The sequence below is a fragment of the Pseudomonas sp. SST3 genome, from assembly GCF_003325755.1.
The window spans coordinates 273,210-289,658 of sequence record NZ_QORI02000001.1; the positions used below are offsets into that span (position 1 = coordinate 273,210).

The 16,449-nt window shown below is 64.4% G+C and carries 15 protein-coding genes and 1 pseudogene; 5 read left to right on the forward strand and 11 right to left on the reverse strand.

Annotation, left to right across the window (positions count from 1 at the left end):
- Positions 1 to 149: 149 nt before the first annotated feature.
- On the reverse strand, positions 150 to 368 hold the full coding sequence (locus DQ405_RS01375; protein ID WP_168422567.1) for a hypothetical protein: 219 nt from the start codon (positions 366 to 368) through the stop codon (positions 150 to 152).
- 186 nt (positions 369 to 554) lie between these two features.
- On the opposite strand from DQ405_RS01375, the gene DQ405_RS01380 reads away from it, so the two are divergent.
- Complete coding sequence (locus DQ405_RS01380) at positions 555 to 2,000, forward strand: iron-containing redox enzyme family protein (RefSeq protein WP_168422568.1); 1,446 nt, start codon at positions 555 to 557, stop codon at positions 1,998 to 2,000.
- 34 nt (positions 2,001 to 2,034) lie between these two features.
- Positions 2,035 to 2,982 carry a methyltransferase gene (locus DQ405_RS01385; protein WP_168422569.1) on the forward strand — a complete coding sequence of 316 codons (948 nt, stop codon included), beginning with the start codon at positions 2,035 to 2,037 and terminating at the stop codon, positions 2,980 to 2,982.
- Positions 2,983 to 3,040: 58 nt separating this feature from the next.
- Here the strand turns inward: DQ405_RS01385 and DQ405_RS01390 are convergent, their stop codons facing one another.
- The 4 genes and pseudogenes from DQ405_RS01390 to DQ405_RS01405 form a co-directional block, all read right to left on the reverse strand.
- A complete protein-coding gene (locus DQ405_RS01390) occupies positions 3,041 to 3,973 on the reverse strand; it encodes an AEC family transporter (protein WP_168422570.1) in 933 nt (310 codons plus the stop codon).
- A gap of 302 nt (positions 3,974 to 4,275) precedes the next feature.
- Complete coding sequence (locus tag DQ405_RS01395; RefSeq protein ID WP_168422571.1) at positions 4,276 to 4,800, reverse strand: transcriptional regulator; 525 nt, start codon at positions 4,798 to 4,800, stop codon at positions 4,276 to 4,278.
- 190 nt (positions 4,801 to 4,990) lie between these two features.
- Positions 4,991 to 6,162, reverse strand: a pseudogene (locus tag DQ405_RS01400) (zinc-dependent alcohol dehydrogenase).
- 414 nt (positions 6,163 to 6,576) lie between these two features.
- Positions 6,577 to 7,437, reverse strand: coding sequence for an SDR family NAD(P)-dependent oxidoreductase (locus DQ405_RS01405; protein ID WP_168422572.1), 861 nt, complete (start codon positions 7,435 to 7,437; stop codon positions 6,577 to 6,579).
- Positions 7,438 to 7,605: 168 nt separating this feature from the next.
- Here DQ405_RS01405 and DQ405_RS01410 point away from each other — a divergent pair, with 168 nt between their 5' ends.
- The 3 genes from DQ405_RS01410 (at position 7,606) to DQ405_RS01420 (ending at position 12,084) form a co-directional block, all read left to right on the forward strand.
- Positions 7,606 to 8,526 (forward strand): hydrogen peroxide-inducible genes activator, encoded by a 921-nt coding sequence (locus tag DQ405_RS01410; RefSeq protein ID WP_168422573.1) that lies wholly within the window; start codon positions 7,606 to 7,608, stop codon positions 8,524 to 8,526.
- A gap of 4 nt (positions 8,527 to 8,530) precedes the next feature.
- Positions 8,531 to 10,606 carry an ATP-dependent DNA helicase RecG gene (gene recG / locus DQ405_RS01415; RefSeq protein ID WP_168422574.1) on the forward strand — a complete coding sequence of 692 codons (2,076 nt, stop codon included), beginning with the start codon at positions 8,531 to 8,533 and terminating at the stop codon, positions 10,604 to 10,606.
- A gap of 74 nt (positions 10,607 to 10,680) precedes the next feature.
- Entirely contained in the window at positions 10,681 to 12,084 is a 1,404-nt protein-coding gene (locus DQ405_RS01420) for an aminoacyl-tRNA deacylase and HDOD domain-containing protein (protein ID WP_168422575.1), read from the forward strand.
- 49 nt (positions 12,085 to 12,133) lie between these two features.
- Here the strand turns inward: DQ405_RS01420 and DQ405_RS01425 are convergent, their stop codons facing one another.
- The 6 genes from DQ405_RS01425 to gspH are packed head-to-tail and all read right to left on the reverse strand — an operon-like array spanning position 12,134 to position 16,449.
- Positions 12,134 to 12,646: a type II secretion system protein M gene (locus DQ405_RS01425; RefSeq protein WP_168422576.1), complete on the reverse strand. Its 513-nt coding sequence runs from the start codon at positions 12,644 to 12,646 to the stop codon at positions 12,134 to 12,136.
- On the reverse strand, positions 12,643 to 13,785 hold the full coding sequence (gspL, locus tag DQ405_RS01430) for a type II secretion system protein GspL (RefSeq protein WP_168422577.1): 1,143 nt from the start codon (positions 13,783 to 13,785) through the stop codon (positions 12,643 to 12,645). Before gspL ends, DQ405_RS01425 begins: the two co-directional genes overlap by 4 nt.
- Before the next feature lie 3 nt (positions 13,786 to 13,788).
- Entirely contained in the window at positions 13,789 to 14,772 is a 984-nt protein-coding gene (gene gspK, locus DQ405_RS01435) for a type II secretion system minor pseudopilin GspK (protein ID WP_168422578.1), read from the reverse strand.
- The gene (gene gspJ / locus DQ405_RS01440) at positions 14,769 to 15,473 is read right to left on the reverse strand and encodes a type II secretion system minor pseudopilin GspJ (RefSeq protein WP_168422733.1); all 705 of its coding nucleotides are present in this window, start codon (positions 15,471 to 15,473) and stop codon (positions 14,769 to 14,771) included. Before gspJ ends, gspK begins: the two co-directional genes overlap by 4 nt.
- Complete coding sequence (gspI, locus tag DQ405_RS01445) at positions 15,473 to 15,877, reverse strand: type II secretion system minor pseudopilin GspI (protein WP_168422579.1); 405 nt, start codon at positions 15,875 to 15,877, stop codon at positions 15,473 to 15,475. Before gspI ends, gspJ begins: the two co-directional genes overlap by 1 nt.
- Positions 15,874 to 16,449 carry a type II secretion system minor pseudopilin GspH gene (gspH, locus tag DQ405_RS01450; RefSeq protein WP_168422580.1) on the reverse strand — a complete coding sequence of 192 codons (576 nt, stop codon included), beginning with the start codon at positions 16,447 to 16,449 and terminating at the stop codon, positions 15,874 to 15,876. The genes gspI and gspH overlap by 4 nt, the downstream gene beginning before the upstream one ends.

Genomic DNA, 16,449 nt, shown 5'->3' on the forward strand with positions numbered 1-16,449 from the left:
CGCCTCCGGCGGCCGGGAGCGTCCTCCCGGCACGGCGGCTGGCGGTGTGCTTACAGGCAGCAGGCGACCAGAACGCGACGAAACTTAAGGGCTGAACGCACTATTTTTCAGCGCCGCGAAGCAGCACCCGAACCACTGCGCACGCGGCGCTAGCGCTCGGGATTTTGCGGCTTGCGATGCTTCAGTGCGTCTTCTTCGCTGACTTCATCTGCCATGCCCGGCGGCACGTTGTAGGCGCCTCCCGGCACGTCGTTGCGATCGCCGCCAGCCGCTTCGCCGTTGCTGGTACCGCTCGCCCGGTCTGTGCGCTCTTCGTTGCGGTCCTTGATGGTTTCGAGATTTTCCTCGCCACGCTCGGATGGATTCATGGGACCTCCGTCTGATTGATCGGGCACGGCTCTGTGCCCTGTAGTTAGGAAGACGCGCCATCCTGGAAGTTGCACGGAAATCGTGCCCGCAGATGACCGGCCATTCGGCAGGCGCGCTGAACTTACCCGCAGGGCGACAGCCAAAAAACCATCTGGGGACTTCCCCAACTGCCGTCGTGTGAACCTATGCAATTGACTCGAAGCCTGCCCGTAGATATCGCCCCCGTCGCAGAGACAGCGGCACCCTCCCGGTCGCTTTACTTCGCTCTGCTCGATGCACCGGGTAGCGATAGCGCCCGCACCAGCGCGGCGGACTACCTCAACAGCCAGCTGGAAGCCGCAGCAGCACTGCCCTGCGATTTGCCGCAGGATCCGGCTGAGCTAGGCGATTGGCTCGGCAGCCATACCGCAAAGATCGGCGGCCAGTACCAGACCTACCTCGACGAGCGCCGTGCCGGTGCGCCGCGCCGTTATTTCTCCAGCAAGGCCCACGCCCTGCATTTCCTGCGCGGGGTGGCGCCGACCAAACTGGTCGACGGCGCCTGGCTCTACGGATTGCTGCAGCGCTGGGATGATGCCCGTTTCGCCGCACTGATCCAGACGTACCTGGAAGAACTCGGCGAAGGCCTGCCGGAAAAGAACCATGTGGTGCTCTATCGCAAGCTGCTTGCCAGCCAAGGCTGCGACGACTGGCAGAACCTGGAGGACGACAACTTCGTCCAGGGCGCGATTCAGCTGGCCTTGGCCGAGCACGCCGAACAGTTCCTGCCGGAGGTGATCGGATTCAACCTGGGCTACGAACAACTGCCGCTGCACCTGCTGATCAGTTCCTATGAGCTCACCGAGCTGGGCATCGACCCCTACTATTTCACGCTGCATGTGACCGTCGACAACGCCGACAACGGCCATGCCAAGAAAGCCATACAGGGCCTGCTGGATGCCTGGCCGCAGGTTGGCGACAGCGAGGCCTTCTATCGCCGGGTCATCAACGGCTACCGCCTCAACGACCTGGGCGCCAGTACGCTTTCGGTGATTGCCGGGTTCGACCCGGAGCAGGAAGTGCTGCGTGTACTGGAGAAGAAGTCGAGCGTCGGCCAGTTCGTGCATTCGGACTATTGCCGTTTCGATGGCCGCACCGTGAATCAGTGGCTGGCCGAGCCGGCGCTGATTCCGCAGTTCCTCGATACCCTGCAGCAGCGCAGCTGGATCAAGCGTCACGAAGACCCGCAGCACAGCCGCTTCTGGCAACTGATCACCGGCGAACAGGCGCCCATGTTCGGCGTTTTCAGCGCCCACGAGCAGCAACTGATTCACGACTGGATCGCCGGCGATTGGCTGGCCGAACAGGCCCCAACCCGCGGCAAGCCGCATCCCGCATTGGCGCAGCGCCAGGGCCAGTTCAGCGGTCGTCGGCTAACGTCGAGCGAGCGCTCCAGGCCCGCTCTGGTGCACAGCCCGGAACAGGCCATCAGCGACTTCGATCAGGAAGCCCAGCTGCTCGAACAACAACTGGCGCAACTGCCGACTCGCGAGGCACGCATGCGCCATCTGCTGCCCTTGCTGGCGCCGACCCGCCACCACAGCGCCGCCGGTCTGCTGGCCACTCGAATTTTTACCGGACTCTTCAACTGACGAAGGCGAACGCTCGCCAGGGAAACGGAAGCACATGACAACGGAATCAGCCCAGGACCGCGCGCTGCTGCACTTGGCTCAGGCGCTCCACGAGCGCGGCTATCACTTCATCACACCCACGCCACTCACCCACGAACGCGTCAACAGCCGCGTCGAAAATGCGCTGGCCAAAGACCTGTCGGGGGTCTTCGGCTGGAGCCGGCCCTTTCAGCACGAGCTACTACCCCCCGCGATCTTCAGCCTGATGGACCAGGCCGGCGTGCTCGTCCCCTGTGGCTCGCGCTGGCGTAGCCGGGTGCGGCTGTCGAGTCTCGACGGGCAACTGTTTGTGCATTCGGCCTACCCCACCGATGCACCCGACGCGGTGTTCTTCGGCCCGGACACCTACCGTTTCGCCCATGCCATCCAGGCGCACCTGAACAATCATCCAGGGCATATCGGCCGCGTCGTGGATGTTGGCTGCGGCTCCGGTGCCGGCGCCATCCTCACTGCGCTGGCGCGGCCACAGGCTGAAGTATTGGCCGTGGATATCAATGCGTCGGCGCTGCGCCTGACGCGCATCAACGCGGCCTTGGCGGGCGCTGACAACCTGGTGGCCCGGCACAGCGATCTGCTCAACAGTGTCGAGGGCGAATTCGATTTGATCCTGGCCAACCCGCCCTATCTAGTCGACCCGGGCGAGCGTGCCTATCGCCACGGCGGCGGTCCGCTGGGTGCCGGGTTGTCATTGGCAATCCTCGACAGCGCGGTGGAACGCCTGGCTCCAAGCGGCACGCTGCTGCTCTACACCGGCGTGGCGATGGTGGGCAATCAGGACCCGTTCCTCCGCGAAGTCCGCCAGCGTCTGGAGGGCCGAGGCCTGCAATGGACCTACCGCGAAGTCGACCCGGATGTGTTCGGCGAAGAACTGCTCGAAGGTGCCTATACCGAGTGCGATCGGATCGCCGCGGTGGTGCTGGAAGTGACCCGGCCGGCGGATTGAAGCGCTGTGCGGTGCGATACCGGGACACCGCGTGGAAAGCGCTTCGCGGTTTTTCACGCTAAACCGGCAGCAGCACCAGGCAGATCGATAGGGTGATCAATGAGCCCAGCGTCGAGTACAGCACTACGCGCGACACCCGCGAGGCCTCTCGGCCATAGAACTCGGCAAGCATGTAGGGCCCGGTGCCGGTGGGCAGTGCGCTCAGCAGCAGCGCCGAATAGGCCCAGAGGGTCGGCAGCTCGAATACCTGAAACGCCAGGTACCAAGTGATCAGCGGCTGAGCCACCAGCTTCAAAGCCACCAGCGGCCAGACGCCCGCGACCTTGCCGCCTGGCTGCGGCTGGGCGAGAAACAATCCCAACGACACCAATGCGCAAGGTGCCGCCGCCGCGCCGAGCAAGCTGAGCAAGGTCGCCAGCGGAACCGGTAGAGCCCATCCACTCGCGGCCCAGAAGCCACCGAGCACAGGCGCCACCACGAGCGGGTTACGCAACAGCGCGGCGCTGACCTTGCCCAGCGTGCGGCTGAAGCCCTGACCGGCATGCAGACCGGTCTCCACGCAGGCCAGGGCAATGGCGAACAGCACGCAGACGACGATGATCGACGCCACCATGGCCGGCTGCAGCGCCTCGTCACCGAGCACCAGCATGGTCAGGGGAATGCCGACGTAGCCGGTGTTGGCGTATGACGCGCCGAGCGCATCGAGGCTAGCGTCGGCCAGCGGCTGCTTCTGCACCAGTCGATAGACCAGGGTGAAACCGAACACGCCAAGGCAGCCAACGGCAAACGCGGTGATGAAACCCGGCTGCCAGAGCTGCTCCCAGGTGGAGGTGGCAACCACGCTGAACAACAGCGCAGGCAGCCCTAGCCAGACGACGAAACGATTCAATTCGGAGGCGCCATTCGGCCCCATGCGGCCGGTGCGTCGGCAGAGATAACCCAGAAGAATCAGCGCAAAAACCGGTAGGACGACGTTGACGACAGCGGACATGGTTTCTCATCGGCAGGCTCGCCGACAACGGGCTGGCGGCGCGGGAAGGTGTGCGGCCAATGGCCGACGGCAAACCTTAGCAAAGAATGGTTCTTCGCGGGTTATTAGGAAGTGAGGGGTGATACAGGGCTGATAAGACGGCTGTAGCGGCTGGCCTGAACATTTCCCTTTCAAGCCAGCCAAACAGAATCAGACTTGCCAATCCGATATCAACCCAACGTCACCCGCACTCCTAAGCGAGGCGAGCCTCGGCTTCGGCTTCGGGTAGCTTCGGCGCCGCACTTCGCAGCCATTACCAAACCTCAGTGCAGCATGGTCGATGGGCTGTAACCGTTAGGTTCGGCGCGCGCTGCGGCAAACTCGGCCTCGACTCGCCCGCGCATCGCATCAGGCCCCTGTGGGAAACCGCTGCGATCACTGTAATCCCATTCGGTCACCCACTCGCTTTCAGCGGAAAGGCCGTTGGCGCAGGACAGGTCCAGCGCGGTGATGCCTGCCACAGCGCCCGCAGCGATGGCGGCGTTCACCTGCTCGGTGCCGTTTTCGATGCTCATGCCGAGCCCAGCCAGATCCAGCACATCACCGCCGATGCGGCCGTAGATCCAGGGTTTGGGATCATCGCTCAGCAACAGGCCGATACCGGTCGCCACTTCGCGGGCGCCGCAGGCGCGAATCAGCCCCTCATGCCCGGGCACGCCAAGAAACCGCGCCAGCCTGCCGGGCATGGCCAGCTGCGCAACGCCCAGCCCGATGCTGAACCAGCCGAGGCTACGCGCCAGTGAACGGGCGGAATGATTGGTATGGGTTACTCGATGTGGAACGCTCATGAATCTCTCCTCAGGAAGCCGTCTGAATAGCGAGACAACTGCATCAGCGAACCCTGTGAAAACGTAGCGAGCGAAGGTCAGGCGAGGCGAAGACAGGCTAAAAGCGGAGTTTACGAGCCGCAAGTGGGCTCTTTATTAGCCTGTCTTCAACGCAGCATGGCCGAGCGCGGTGGTGTTCACAGGGTCTGACTCAGGGTTTGAGAACTACCTTGATGCAACCGTCCTGCTTGTCGCGGAAGGTCTTGTACATCTCGGGCCCCTGCTCAAGGCTGACGCTGTGAGTGATGACGAAGGATGGGTCGATCTGGCCTTCCTGGATGCGTTTGAGCAGGTCGTCGGTCCAGCGGTTGACGTGGGTCTGGCCCATGCGGAAGGTCAAGCCTTTATTCATTGCCGCGCCGAAGGGAATCTTGTCGATCAGCCCACCATAGACGCCCGGAATGGAAATGATCCCGGCCGCCGGCAGACGTAAATCATCTCGCGCAGTACGTGGGGACGATCGGTTTCCAGCATCAACGCCTGCTTGGCGCGGTCGTACATGGAGTCGATGGAGCGCGCCGCGTGCGCTTCCATACCGACCGAGTCGATGCACTTCTCCGGCCCCTTGCCACGGGTCAGCTCCTTGAGCCGCTCGAGCACGCTTTCCTCATCGAAGTTGATGGTGATGGCGCCACCGGCGCGGGCCATGGACAGCCGCTCGGGCACGTTGTCGATGCAGACCACCTGCTCGGCGCCCATCATGACCGCGCTGCGAATGGCGAACTGGCCGACCGGGCCGGCGCCCCAGATAGCGACAGTGTCGGTGGGTTGGATGTCGCACTGGGCCGCCGCCTGCCAGCCAGTCGGCAGGATGTCGCCAAGGAACAATACCTGCTCATCGGTAAGCCCGTTCGGGATAACGACCGGGCCGACATCCGCATAGGGTACGCGCACGTATTCCGCCTGACCGCCGGCATAGCCGCCGGTAAGGTGGGTGTAGCCGTACAGGCCGGCGGTGGTGTGGCCGAAGACCTTGTCAGCGATGTCCTTGTTACGGTTGGTGCGCTCGCACACCGAGAAGTTGCCGCGCCGACACTGGTCGCATTCGCCACAGACGATGGTGAAGGGCACCACCACACGGTCGCCGACCTTGAGTTTATGGTTGGCGGAGCCGACTTCCATGACCTCGCCCATGAACTCGTGACCGACGATGTCGCCGTGCTTCATGCCCGGCATGAAGCCGTCGTAGAGATGAAGGTCCGAGCCGCAGATGGCGCAGGAGCTGACCTTGATGATGGCGTCGCGCGGGTCTTCGATTGAGGGGTCCGGGACGTGGTTATCGCAGCGGATATCGTGCTTGCCGTGCCAGCGAAGCGCTCTCATGGAAAAATCTCCTGGTCGGGTGTCTGGAACGCCGCCGTGGTGGTTCTTCCTGATATTTCGCCGCGAGGCGGCAGCTGCTCCTGGTCCGATTGCTGCCATGCGGCAGAGCTACGGCGTGCGCACTATCAGATTTTTAGTAAGCGCGGCTGCGGCAGAGTTGCCTGAATCCAGCGCAATGAGGCGGAATCGCCGACGAACTGCGATAAATGGCGCTGGATTGAGACGTTATATCGGCCTAACGCGGAGATGCATTATCGGCACGTCACGCTGTTCGTAGGAGCGAGCTTGCTCGCGAACCGGCGCTGGCGCCAACACGGAGCATGGCTGAGCACGGATCGCTAGCTGCTGGCTCCTACAGAAGCACAAAGATAGTCACGGACCGCCTGCTAACGTCTCACGGCGCCCCCTTTGCGCTTAGCCTTTGCCGGGGCGGATAGAGGCGTAGCCGTTGCGATAGCTTGCATACTGCGGCGTCCAGCCCAGGGCACGGGCGCGGGCATTGCTGCAACGTTTGCTGCCGGCGCGGCGGGTCATCGTCTGCTCGGCCCAATGGGTCACCCCGAGCCGCTCACGGAGCCAGTCGATGACTTCATGCAGCGGGGCCGGATCATCGTCGACCCCCAGATAGCAATCCTCCAGATCGCCTCCATTCAGATCGGTCTGCAGCAGGCAAGCCAGCAGCGCTGCGGCATCGTCACGGTGCACGCGGTTGCTGTATTGGGGAGGTTCGCGGTCGACACGCAGGCCGGCACGGACCTGATTCTGCATCCAGGGTCGCGCGGGGTCATAGAGCCCGGCCATACGCACCCGTGTGGCCGGAATGCCGCTATCCAGTGCCAGCTGCTCGGCCTCCAGCATCACCTGACCGGTATAGCCGGTGGGCTCGGTGGGAGAGGTCTCGTCGATCCACTCCCCGTCGTTCTGCGCGTAGACGCCGGTGCTGGAAAGAAAAAACAGCCGTTTGGGTTGCTGCCCGCGCTGCTGTAGCCAGCCGAGGGCATTGCGCAACCCATCGACATAGGCGGTACGGTACCCCGCTTCGTCATGCTGACTGGCCGATGCGGCGTATACCAGATAGTCCAGCGTACCGTTGGGCCAGCTGCGCGGCACTTCGCTCGCGGACAGATCACCCTTGACCGGTAAGATCGGTACCGGCAGACCCGCTGCCTGGCGACGCAGGCCGTAAACGGTCCAGCCCGTCCGGCTCAGCTGCAGCCCGAGACGGATGCCGACATCGCCGCAGCCGGCGATCATTACAGAGGGACGAGTTGCCATGGCGGTTGCTCCGTAACCATTGCGGGTCACTCAATCGGCCCGCCTTACTGGAGTGTACCGCTGCCCGGTGAGTTTTGCCGCTGATCAGCTCGCCATGAACGGGCGCTGTCCAGTTGGTTCGAACTCGAGCAAAGGCTATGCTAGCCCGCACCCTGATGGAAACTCGCTATGACACTGACCGAACTGCGCTACATCGTCACGCTCGCCCAGGAACAACATTTCGGCCGCGCCGCCGAGCGTTGTCACGTCAGCCAGCCAACCCTCTCGGTGGGAGTAAAAAAGCTCGAGGACGAGCTCGGCGTGCTGATTTTCGAGCGGACCAAAAGCGCGGTCCGACTGACGCCGGTCGGTGAAGGCATCGTCACCCAGGCACAGAAGGTGCTCGAGCAGGCGCAAAGCATTCGCGAGCTGGCCCAGGCGGGCAAGAATCAGCTGGCGGCGCCGCTCAAGGTCGGTGCCATCTATACCGTCGGCCCGTACATGTTTCCGCATCTGATCCCGCAGCTGCATCGCGTGGCGCCGGACATGCCGCTGTATATCGAGGAAAACTTCACCCACGTGCTGCGCGACAAGCTGCGCACCGGCGAGCTGGACGCGATCATCATCGCCCTGCCGTTCCAGGAAGCCGACGTGCTGACGCTGCCGCTGTATGACGAGCCGTTCTATGTGCTGATGCCGGCCAACCATCCGTGGGCCCAGAAAGAAACCATCGACACCGAGATGCTCAACGACAAGAGCCTGCTGCTGCTCGGTGAAGGTCACTGCTTCCGCGATCAGGTGCTCGAAGCCTGCCCGACCACTCGCAAGGGCGAGGCCCCGAGCCACACCACGGTTGAATCTTCGTCGCTGGAAACCATCCGCCACATGGTCGCCTCCGGTCTTGGTGTATCGATACTGCCGCTGTCGGCGGTCGACAGCCATCACTACTCTCCCGGCGTGTTGGACATTCGTCCGCTGACCGCACCGGTGCCGTTCCGCACCGTGGCGATCGCCTGGCGCGCGAGCTTCCCGCGTCCGAAGGCAATCGAGGTGCTGGCCGACTCCATCCGCCTGTGCTCGGTCGCCAAACCGCCTGCTGCGAACGCGTGAACCCATGAGCGAGCTGGCGGCGGTCCCGGTCACCGCACTCAAGGGCGTTGGCGCGGCACTGGCCGAAAAGCTCGCCAAGGTCGGCCTGGAAACCCTGCAGGACCTGCTGTTCCATTTGCCCCTGCGCTATCAGGATCGCACCCGCATCGTGCCGATCGGTGCGCTACGGCCGGGCCAGGATGCGGTGGTCGAAGGCACGGTGACCGGTGCCGATGTGGTCATGGGTCGACGCCGCAGCCTGCTGGTGCGCCTGCACGATGGCAGCGGCAGCCTCAGCCTGCGTTTCTATCATTTCAGCCAGGCACAGAAGGAAGGCCTCAAGCGCGGCACCCAGCTGCGCTGCTACGGAGAGGCCAGGCCCGGCGCCTCGGGGCTGGAAATCTATCATCCGGAATACCGCGCGCTCAGTGACAGCGAAACGGTTGCCGTGGAGCAGACGCTCACCCCCATCTATCCAACCACCGAAGGCCTGACCCAGCAGCGGCTGCGGCAGCTCACCCAACAGGCGCTGGCCCGGCTCGGCCCGCACAGCCTGCCCGACTGGTTGCCCGACGAGCTCGCGCGTGACTATCGACTGGCGCCCCTGGACGAAGCCATCCGTTACCTGCACCGACCGCCGCCGGACGCCGATCTCGAAGAACTCGCCGAAGGCCGTCACTGGGCGCAGCATCGCCTGGCGTTCGAGGAGCTGCTGACCCATCAATTGTCGCTGCAACGGCTGCGCGAGAGCGTTCGAGCACAACATGCGCCACCGTTGCCACCGGCGCGCAGCCTGCCGCAGCGTTATCTGCATAACCTCGGCTTCCAGCCCACCGGCGCGCAGCAGCGGGTCGGCGCCGAAATCGCCTATGACCTCGCCCAGGACGAGCCGATGCTGCGCCTGGTGCAAGGCGATGTCGGTGCTGGCAAAACCGTGGTCGCTGCGCTGGCCGCGCTGCAGGCGCTGGAAGCTGGTTATCAGGTGGCGCTGATGGCGCCGACCGAGATTCTCGCCGAGCAGCACTTCATCACCTTCTGCAAATGGCTCGAGCCGCTGGGCATCGAGGTCGCCTGGCTGGCCGGCAAGCTCAAAGGCAAGGCCCGCACCGCGGCACTGGAGCGCATCGCCGACGGCTGCCCGATGGTGGTCGGCACCCACGCGCTGTTCCAGGATGAGGTGCGATTCAAGCGTCTGGCATTGGTAATCATCGACGAGCAACACCGCTTCGGCGTGCAGCAGCGCCTGGCCCTGCGCCGTAAGGGCGTCGATGGCCGGTTGTGTCCGCACCAGCTGATCATGACCGCCACGCCCATTCCGCGGACCCTGGCGATGAGCGCCTATGCCGATCTGGATACCTCGATCCTGGACGAGTTGCCGCCCGGCCGTACCCCGGTGAACACCGTGCTGGTGGCCGACAGCCGTCGTCCGGAAGTCATCGAGCGGGTGCGCTCGGCCTGCAATGAAGGACGCCAGGCCTATTGGGTTTGCACGCTGATCGAAGAGTCCGAGGAGCTCACCTGTCAGGCTGCCGAAACCACCTTCGAGGATTTATCAGCGGCGCTCGGCGGACTCAACGTCGGGTTGATTCATGGCCGCATGAAGCCAACCGAAAAAGCCGCGGTGATGGCCGAGTTCAAGGAAGGCCGGCTGCAACTGTTGGTAGCGACCACGGTGATCGAAGTGGGCGTCGACGTGCCCAACGCCAGCTTGATGATCATCGAGAACCCCGAGCGCCTGGGCCTCGCTCAGCTGCACCAGCTGCGCGGGCGGGTCGGCCGGGGCAGCGCAGCCAGCCATTGCGTGTTGCTCTATCACCCGCCTCTTTCGCAGATCGGCCGCGAACGGCTGGGGATCATGCGCGAAACCTGCGATGGTTTCATCATCGCCGAGAAGGATCTGGAGCTACGTGGCCCCGGCGAAATGCTGGGCACCCGGCAGACCGGCCTGCTGCAATTCAAGGTCGCCGACCTGATGCGCGACGCCGATCTGCTGCCTTCGGTGCGCGACGCGGCGCAGGCTCTGCTGGCGCGCTGGCCGCAACATGTCAGCCCGCTACTGGAGCGCTGGCTGCGTCACGGCCAGCAATACGGGCAGGTTTGACGCTCGTCGGTAAAATCAAACCGCACTAAACCCAAGGCTATACTGCGCCAATCGGGAATAAACACGGATCTGTTATGAATACGGCTGCCGCAAGCGACAACGACATCTCGCTACCGCCAATGATTGTCCAGTTGCTGGACAAACTGGCGTTGCCCTACCGCACCTGCGAAGACCGCTCGGATCTGGATCCGGCCCAGCGTGTGCAGGCCGTTCTGGTTGATGACGCCATCGGTGCGCTGCTGGTACTCCATCCCCGCGACCATCTGCTCGACCTGCCGCGCCTGGTCGAACTGACCGGGCGCCAGCTGGTAGCGGTCAAGCCCGAACGGCTGATGCGTATGCTGACCAAGCACGATCTCAAGGTGCTGCCCGGCCTGCCACCGCTGACCAGTTCGCCGTGTCTCTATGAAGAGCGCCTGTTGCAGCAACCGGAACTACTGGTCGAATCCGGTCAGCCCGGCATCCTCCTGGCGATGGCGAGCAATGACTTCAAGACGCTGCTCAGCAAGGCCGGCGCCGGCCAGTTCGCTATTCCTCTGAGCGCCATCCGACCCAACCTCAACCGCCCCGAACACGACAGCGCCGAAATCACCCAGGCAGTGCAGAGCTTTACCGCTCGGCGCATCCAGAAACGTCTGGAAGAAACCATCGAGATTCCGCCGCTGGCCCAGACGGCGCAGAAGATCATCAAGTTGCGCGTCAACCCGGACGCCACGGTGGACGACATTACCGGTGTCGTCGAAACCGACCCGGCGCTGGCCGCGCAAGTAGTCAGCTGGGCCGCCTCGCCGTACTACGCCGCACCAGGCAAAATCCGCTCGGTGGAAGATGCCATCGTGCGGGTGCTTGGTTTCGATCTGGTGATCAATCTGGCGCTGGGCCTGGCGCTGGGCAAGACGCTGAGCCTGCCCAAGGACCAGCCGCAGCAGGCGACGCCGTACTGGCAGCAGTCGATCTACACCGCGGCGGTGATCGAAGGCCTGAACCGCGCCATTCCCCGTACTCAGCGCCCCGAGGCCGGACTCAGCTATCTGGCGGGCCTGCTGCACAACTTCGGCTATCTGGTGTTGGCGCACGTGTTCCCACCACATTTTTCACTGATCTGCCGCCACCTGGAGGTCAATCCACACCTGAACCACAGCATCATCGAACAGCATCTGCTCGGTATTACCCGCGAGCAGATCGGCGCCTGGCTGATGCGCTATTGGGGGATGCCGGATGAGCTGTCCACAGCGCTGCGTTTCCAGCATGACCCGCACTACCAGGGCGAGCATGCCGCTCATGCCAATCTGGTCTGCCTCGCGATACGCCTGCTGCGCAACCGCGGCATCGGCTCCGGCCCCTACAGTGAGATTCCTCAGGAGCTGTTCGATCGCCTCGGGCTGAGCCGCGAGAAAGCCGACGATGTGGTCAACAAGGTGCTCGATGCCGAAGCGGCGCTACGTGCCTTGGCGATGCAGATTCAGCCGCCGCATTGATCCGATACAGCGCCGGTCGCCGCGCTGCTTCATGCCAACCCCGCGGGTGCTACGCGCTCGCGCGGAAGCTCACCCGAGCATCCACCAGCCCCTCACCGACCTGCGTGATGCTGACCTCCGCCAGGCTAGCGCCTGCCGCCTGCAGCTCATCGAACCAGCGCAACAGCGTGGCGTAGGACGCGCCGGGCAAGCTCACCTGCACGCTGCCGTCATTGCCGATGTCGAAGCTTTCGATGGTCAGACCGCTCTGCTGTGCGCTCTGCGTCACCAGCCCCTGCAACTGCTCGGGTGCCAGCGATACCGGGTTGTTACGGGACATCTGCCGGGCCAGTTCGGTGTTCTGCTCCAGATAGGCATGCAGCTCGCGCTCCTGCTGAAAATAGGCCTGTGCATCACGCACGCGCTGCTGGGCCGGCTGCCAGAGCAGCACATAGAAAAGCACCACCAGCAGGAAGGCCCCTAGCAGGGTCAGTGACAGCCGCTCACGCGGCTGCAGGCGCTGCCAGCGCATCCACAACGGGGATTCCGCCAGGCGTACGCGCATTTGCTGTCTCAGATTCATCCTTGACCTCCTATCACGACGCGCGCGCTGACGGCATCGCCGTCCCGACTGGCAGAGCCCAGCTGAACACTTTCACCGGTCTCGCCCAGACGCTGACGCAGCTGTTCCAACGCTGCGAAATCGCTAGCGCGCACCTGCAGGGCCAGGTCGCCACGGGCCTGGTTGTAGTCCAGCTGACTGATCGACACGGGAAGCCCTTCGGCCATCGCCAGGGCCACCTCGTCCAGCAGCCGCATGAACCCGGCCGAGCCTCCTGCGCGCTGGCCAATGTGCTCGTCGAACTGTGCACGCAGGTTGACAATGCGCCGATCCTCGGGAAACAGCTCGCTGTAGAGGGCGCGGCTGGCGTCGGCATAGCGTTCGGCCTGACGCTCCAGAGACCACGCCTGGACCAGATTGAAGATCAACTGCACCGCCAGCACCAACACGAGCACCGCCAACGCCGGCTTCCACGGGCCTAGTCCGCTGCCGGCGGCCCGTACGGCGAAGTCGCCCTGGGCCAGATTCAGCGCAGCGGCACGCCCCGACGCGAGGAAGCGGTATGGATCGTCCAGCCGCTGGTAATCATCCAGCGGCCTAGGGGCTTCTTCCAGCGTGCCATGGCCATGATGAGGCGCCGGGCATTGCGCGGCCAGGTGCGGCCACTGGCTGCTGTCGAAGGCGAGCCGGGCTTCCGGGGCGCCGCCGAGCAACGCGCGCCCATCGATGAACAACAGCTGGGTACCGTCACGCGGCAGTAGATCGGCATCGACATGGATGGCAACGATGGTCAGCCCCAGCGCCTGCAGATCTTCCAACCAGTCCGCCAGCAGCTGTCGGCGAATGGCGATGACCCGTCGACGCCCGTCTTCCAGCGCATCGCCATGGGTCAGATGTAGATCATCGACGTTTTCGGCCAGCAGCTCTTCCACCGCATAGGCCATCGCCTGGTTGACCCAGCGCGCCTTGCGCGTCGGCAGGTTGACCGCGACTGAACTGCAGACCTCGGCCGGCAGTACCAGGGTGACCGCCGCCGGGGCCTGCTCGGCACACCTCGCCAGCGGCATCCAGCCACCTTCGCCCTCGCCCGGCAACCAGTAGGCCTGGGTGTCGGCGTCGAGCCGGGGGCCGCAATCAGCAGGCAGAAACAGACAGTCCATCAGCTATCGCTCTCCATCGGTGGTTTGGCGCGGCAGCCGTGGCGGTTGCCCCAGGTTTCGCTGAAGGACACGGACTTCGCCGTCTTCCTCACGTCGCAACTGGCTCACCAGAGCCAGTCGGCGATCAGCCAGACGCACCTCGCTGATGGCCTGGAAGAACTGACTCGTCACCGCCACGCTGGTGCCCTGTAATTGGACACCGCCAAGCGCGGGTTGCGCCATGAAAGCCGCAACATCGCGAAACCCGCCTGCCGGTCGCGCCTGCACCAGCGCTTGGGCGGCACTCAGGCTGAGGCTGTCGGCGAGACTCGACAGCACCATGGCACTGGCCGTATTGACGTTCAACGGAGTGTCCGCCGGCAGCGCGGCGACAAAGGGCGCCAGGCGCTGGAAATCCTCGTCGCGCATATCGAGCAGCAAGCGCAGCTCCGACAGATCCTCAAGACGCCGTCCCGCGGTGCGGTAGGGGGGATCGAGCAGCAGATAGGCATTGTCTTCGGCGCCATGTTCGCCACTGGGCTGCTGGTCGCTGTCCAGCCAATCGAGCAGGCGCTCGGCATAAGGTTCGCTGATCTGCAGGCGCAGCAGCAGCCGCCGGAACTGCGCCAGCGCCGCGGCATTTGGCTGCTGCTGTTGGACCAGACTGTTGAGGTTGAAGCGCCCGGCCAGGTCTTCGATACGGATCTGCACCTGGCCCTGCCCCTCGTCGAGGTCATAGGCCGGCTGCGGCAGTGCCCAGGGTTCGAGCAGATGATCGACGGCGGGTTGGTCGGTGCCGTTACCGGACGTCTGCAGATCGCGGCGCAGCATCGACTGCGCCAGCGCTTCTCCACCCAGCGCGTAGTGCCAAGCCTGGCGTGCCTGCGCCTGGTTGGCGGTACCGCGAATCGACAGTTGCTGACGGGCAATCATGCCGGCACAGACGACCGTGACGATGGCCACCACCAGCAGCACGGTAATCAGCGCGACGCCGCGCTGGGCCCTCATTGCAGTTCATCCTCGGTCACCGGCTCAGGAACGCCCTGCGAATCCGGTTGGATGAACTGCGGCGCCGGTGTCGGGCCATCCGGCAGACGCAGCAGCCGGGTGATGGTGCCGTAACGCTGATGATCGAACGACACCTCGACGGCGACCGGCAACCGGCGCGCCTGCTCCTCCGGATCGCCCCGGCCGAACTCGAACGGCGGCCATTCTTCGTGCCAGCTGTTTTCCGCATCGAGATAACGCAGGCGCAGCTCGATAACGTCATCGAGTACCTGCTGCACCCGTGGCTCGCTGTCCAGATCCCGGTCCAGCACGATCCAGTAAAGCCGCTCCAGCGTGTCTCCGGCGAGGCGCCAGCGCACCCGCTGCAGGTTGGCCCGGCGCATCCCGGTGGGGTTGCGCCAGCCGCTGCGGGTCAGCTCCAACGCCGCACCGCCCTCGAAGCCGGCGAGCTGACCGACAAAGGCGTTCTGCTCATCACCGTAACCATCTCGCACCGGTCGCGGCACCGCTTGCATCAGGTCCCGTTCCAAGCGCCATACGGCGCGGCCGAGCTGGCGCAGCTGGGTTTCCTGGGCCCGCACCACTTCGTCGCTGCGCAGCACGGCCTCGAGCATGCGGTAGGTTGCCAGCCCCAGCAGCGCGAACAGGGCGATGGCGATCAGCAGCTCCAGCAAGGTAAAGCCGGCCACAACGCGACGCATCACGGGTCAACCCCGACGAAGCCGGTGAGGCTGGTCACGGCACGCTCTTCGATGGAGCCATCCTTGTCTCGGCGCGAATCGGCCGCTGCTACCCAGACCTGGATGCGCAACAGCCCAGGTGTTCCACTGGTTTCCACTTCGCTGAGCGTCTGCCACTGGCGACCACCGAACTCCAGCTTCAGGTCCTGGCGGCCAATGCTCGGTGCCGGCTGCTGCAATTGCAGTTCGGTGAGGCGGTTGTCGGCGATCCAACCGGCCAGCGTCAATGCCTCCAACCGCCCGGCGTTGTTTACGCTGCGCCCGGCCGCAGTCAGCACCACCGCGGCGACGATGGCGAAGATCGCCAATGCCACCAGTACTTCGAGCAAGGTGAATCCGCTTGAACGGGGCCGGTCGCGACTCATCGGCGCGCTTCCTGCGGCTCTGCACGGGGCATGCTGAAGCCATCGCTGGAGACCACCCAGCCGGTGCCGCCCGGTCGTTCGTCGGAGAAGGTCAGGGTGAATGGTGAAAGCTCACCGCTCGACAGGATCAACAGCTGTGGCTGAACGCGGGGCGCACGGCGGCGTTTGCGGTCATCGTCATCGGAAAGGCCGATGGGGTCGTCCTCGCGCTTGACCGGCGCCACCAGCTTCAGTGGCGCGCCATCGAGCTCCAGCTCCAGCTGCATCCATTCCGGCGCTTGGTGCGCCTTCCCGTCTCCGGCATCGCGCCAGCGCGCATCGGCCTCGTCGTAGTGCATTACCCGGTAGCCGTCGCGGCTGACCAGCAGGCCGTATTCACGGCTGTCGAGTACGGCTTCATCGGCCATCAGGCTGATCAGTGTCGCCAGTCGCTGCGCTTCGTCACGCACCTCACGAGACGAACTCGAGCTGCCCATCGAGAGCACCGCCAAGCCCACCAGACTGCCGAGGATTACGATCACTACCAGCAGTTCGATCAGCGTGAAGCCGCCCTCCCGGCGCGCCCGAGGCAT

Excerpts from the sequence above, each read along its gene's own strand:
- DQ405_RS01375 (WP_168422567.1), bottom strand. The coding sequence starts at position 368 with ATGAATCCATCCGAGCGTGGCGAGGAAAATCTCGAAACCATCAAGGAC.
- DQ405_RS01380 (WP_168422568.1), top strand. The coding sequence starts at position 555 with ATGCAATTGACTCGAAGCCTGCCCGTAGATATCGCCCCCGTCGCAGAG.
- DQ405_RS01385 (WP_168422569.1), top strand. The coding sequence starts at position 2,035 with ATGACAACGGAATCAGCCCAGGACCGCGCGCTGCTGCACTTGGCTCAG.
- DQ405_RS01390 (WP_168422570.1), bottom strand. The coding sequence starts at position 3,973 with ATGTCCGCTGTCGTCAACGTCGTCCTACCGGTTTTTGCGCTGATTCTT.
- DQ405_RS01395 (WP_168422571.1), bottom strand. The coding sequence starts at position 4,800 with ATGAGCGTTCCACATCGAGTAACCCATACCAATCATTCCGCCCGTTCA.
- DQ405_RS01405 (WP_168422572.1), bottom strand. The coding sequence starts at position 7,437 with ATGGCAACTCGTCCCTCTGTAATGATCGCCGGCTGCGGCGATGTCGGC.
- DQ405_RS01410 (WP_168422573.1), top strand. The coding sequence starts at position 7,606 with ATGACACTGACCGAACTGCGCTACATCGTCACGCTCGCCCAGGAACAA.
- recG (WP_168422574.1), top strand. The coding sequence starts at position 8,531 with ATGAGCGAGCTGGCGGCGGTCCCGGTCACCGCACTCAAGGGCGTTGGC.
- DQ405_RS01420 (WP_168422575.1), top strand. The coding sequence starts at position 10,681 with ATGAATACGGCTGCCGCAAGCGACAACGACATCTCGCTACCGCCAATG.
- DQ405_RS01425 (WP_168422576.1), bottom strand. The coding sequence starts at position 12,646 with ATGAATCTGAGACAGCAAATGCGCGTACGCCTGGCGGAATCCCCGTTG.
- gspL (WP_168422577.1), bottom strand. The coding sequence starts at position 13,785 with ATGGACTGTCTGTTTCTGCCTGCTGATTGCGGCCCCCGGCTCGACGCC.
- gspK (WP_168422578.1), bottom strand. The coding sequence starts at position 14,772 with ATGAGGGCCCAGCGCGGCGTCGCGCTGATTACCGTGCTGCTGGTGGTG.
- gspJ (WP_168422733.1), bottom strand. The coding sequence starts at position 15,473 with ATGCGTCGCGTTGTGGCCGGCTTTACCTTGCTGGAGCTGCTGATCGCC.
- gspI (WP_168422579.1), bottom strand. The coding sequence starts at position 15,877 with ATGAGTCGCGACCGGCCCCGTTCAAGCGGATTCACCTTGCTCGAAGTA.
- gspH (WP_168422580.1), bottom strand. The coding sequence starts at position 16,449 with ATGCCTCGGGCGCGCCGGGAGGGCGGCTTCACGCTGATCGAACTGCTG.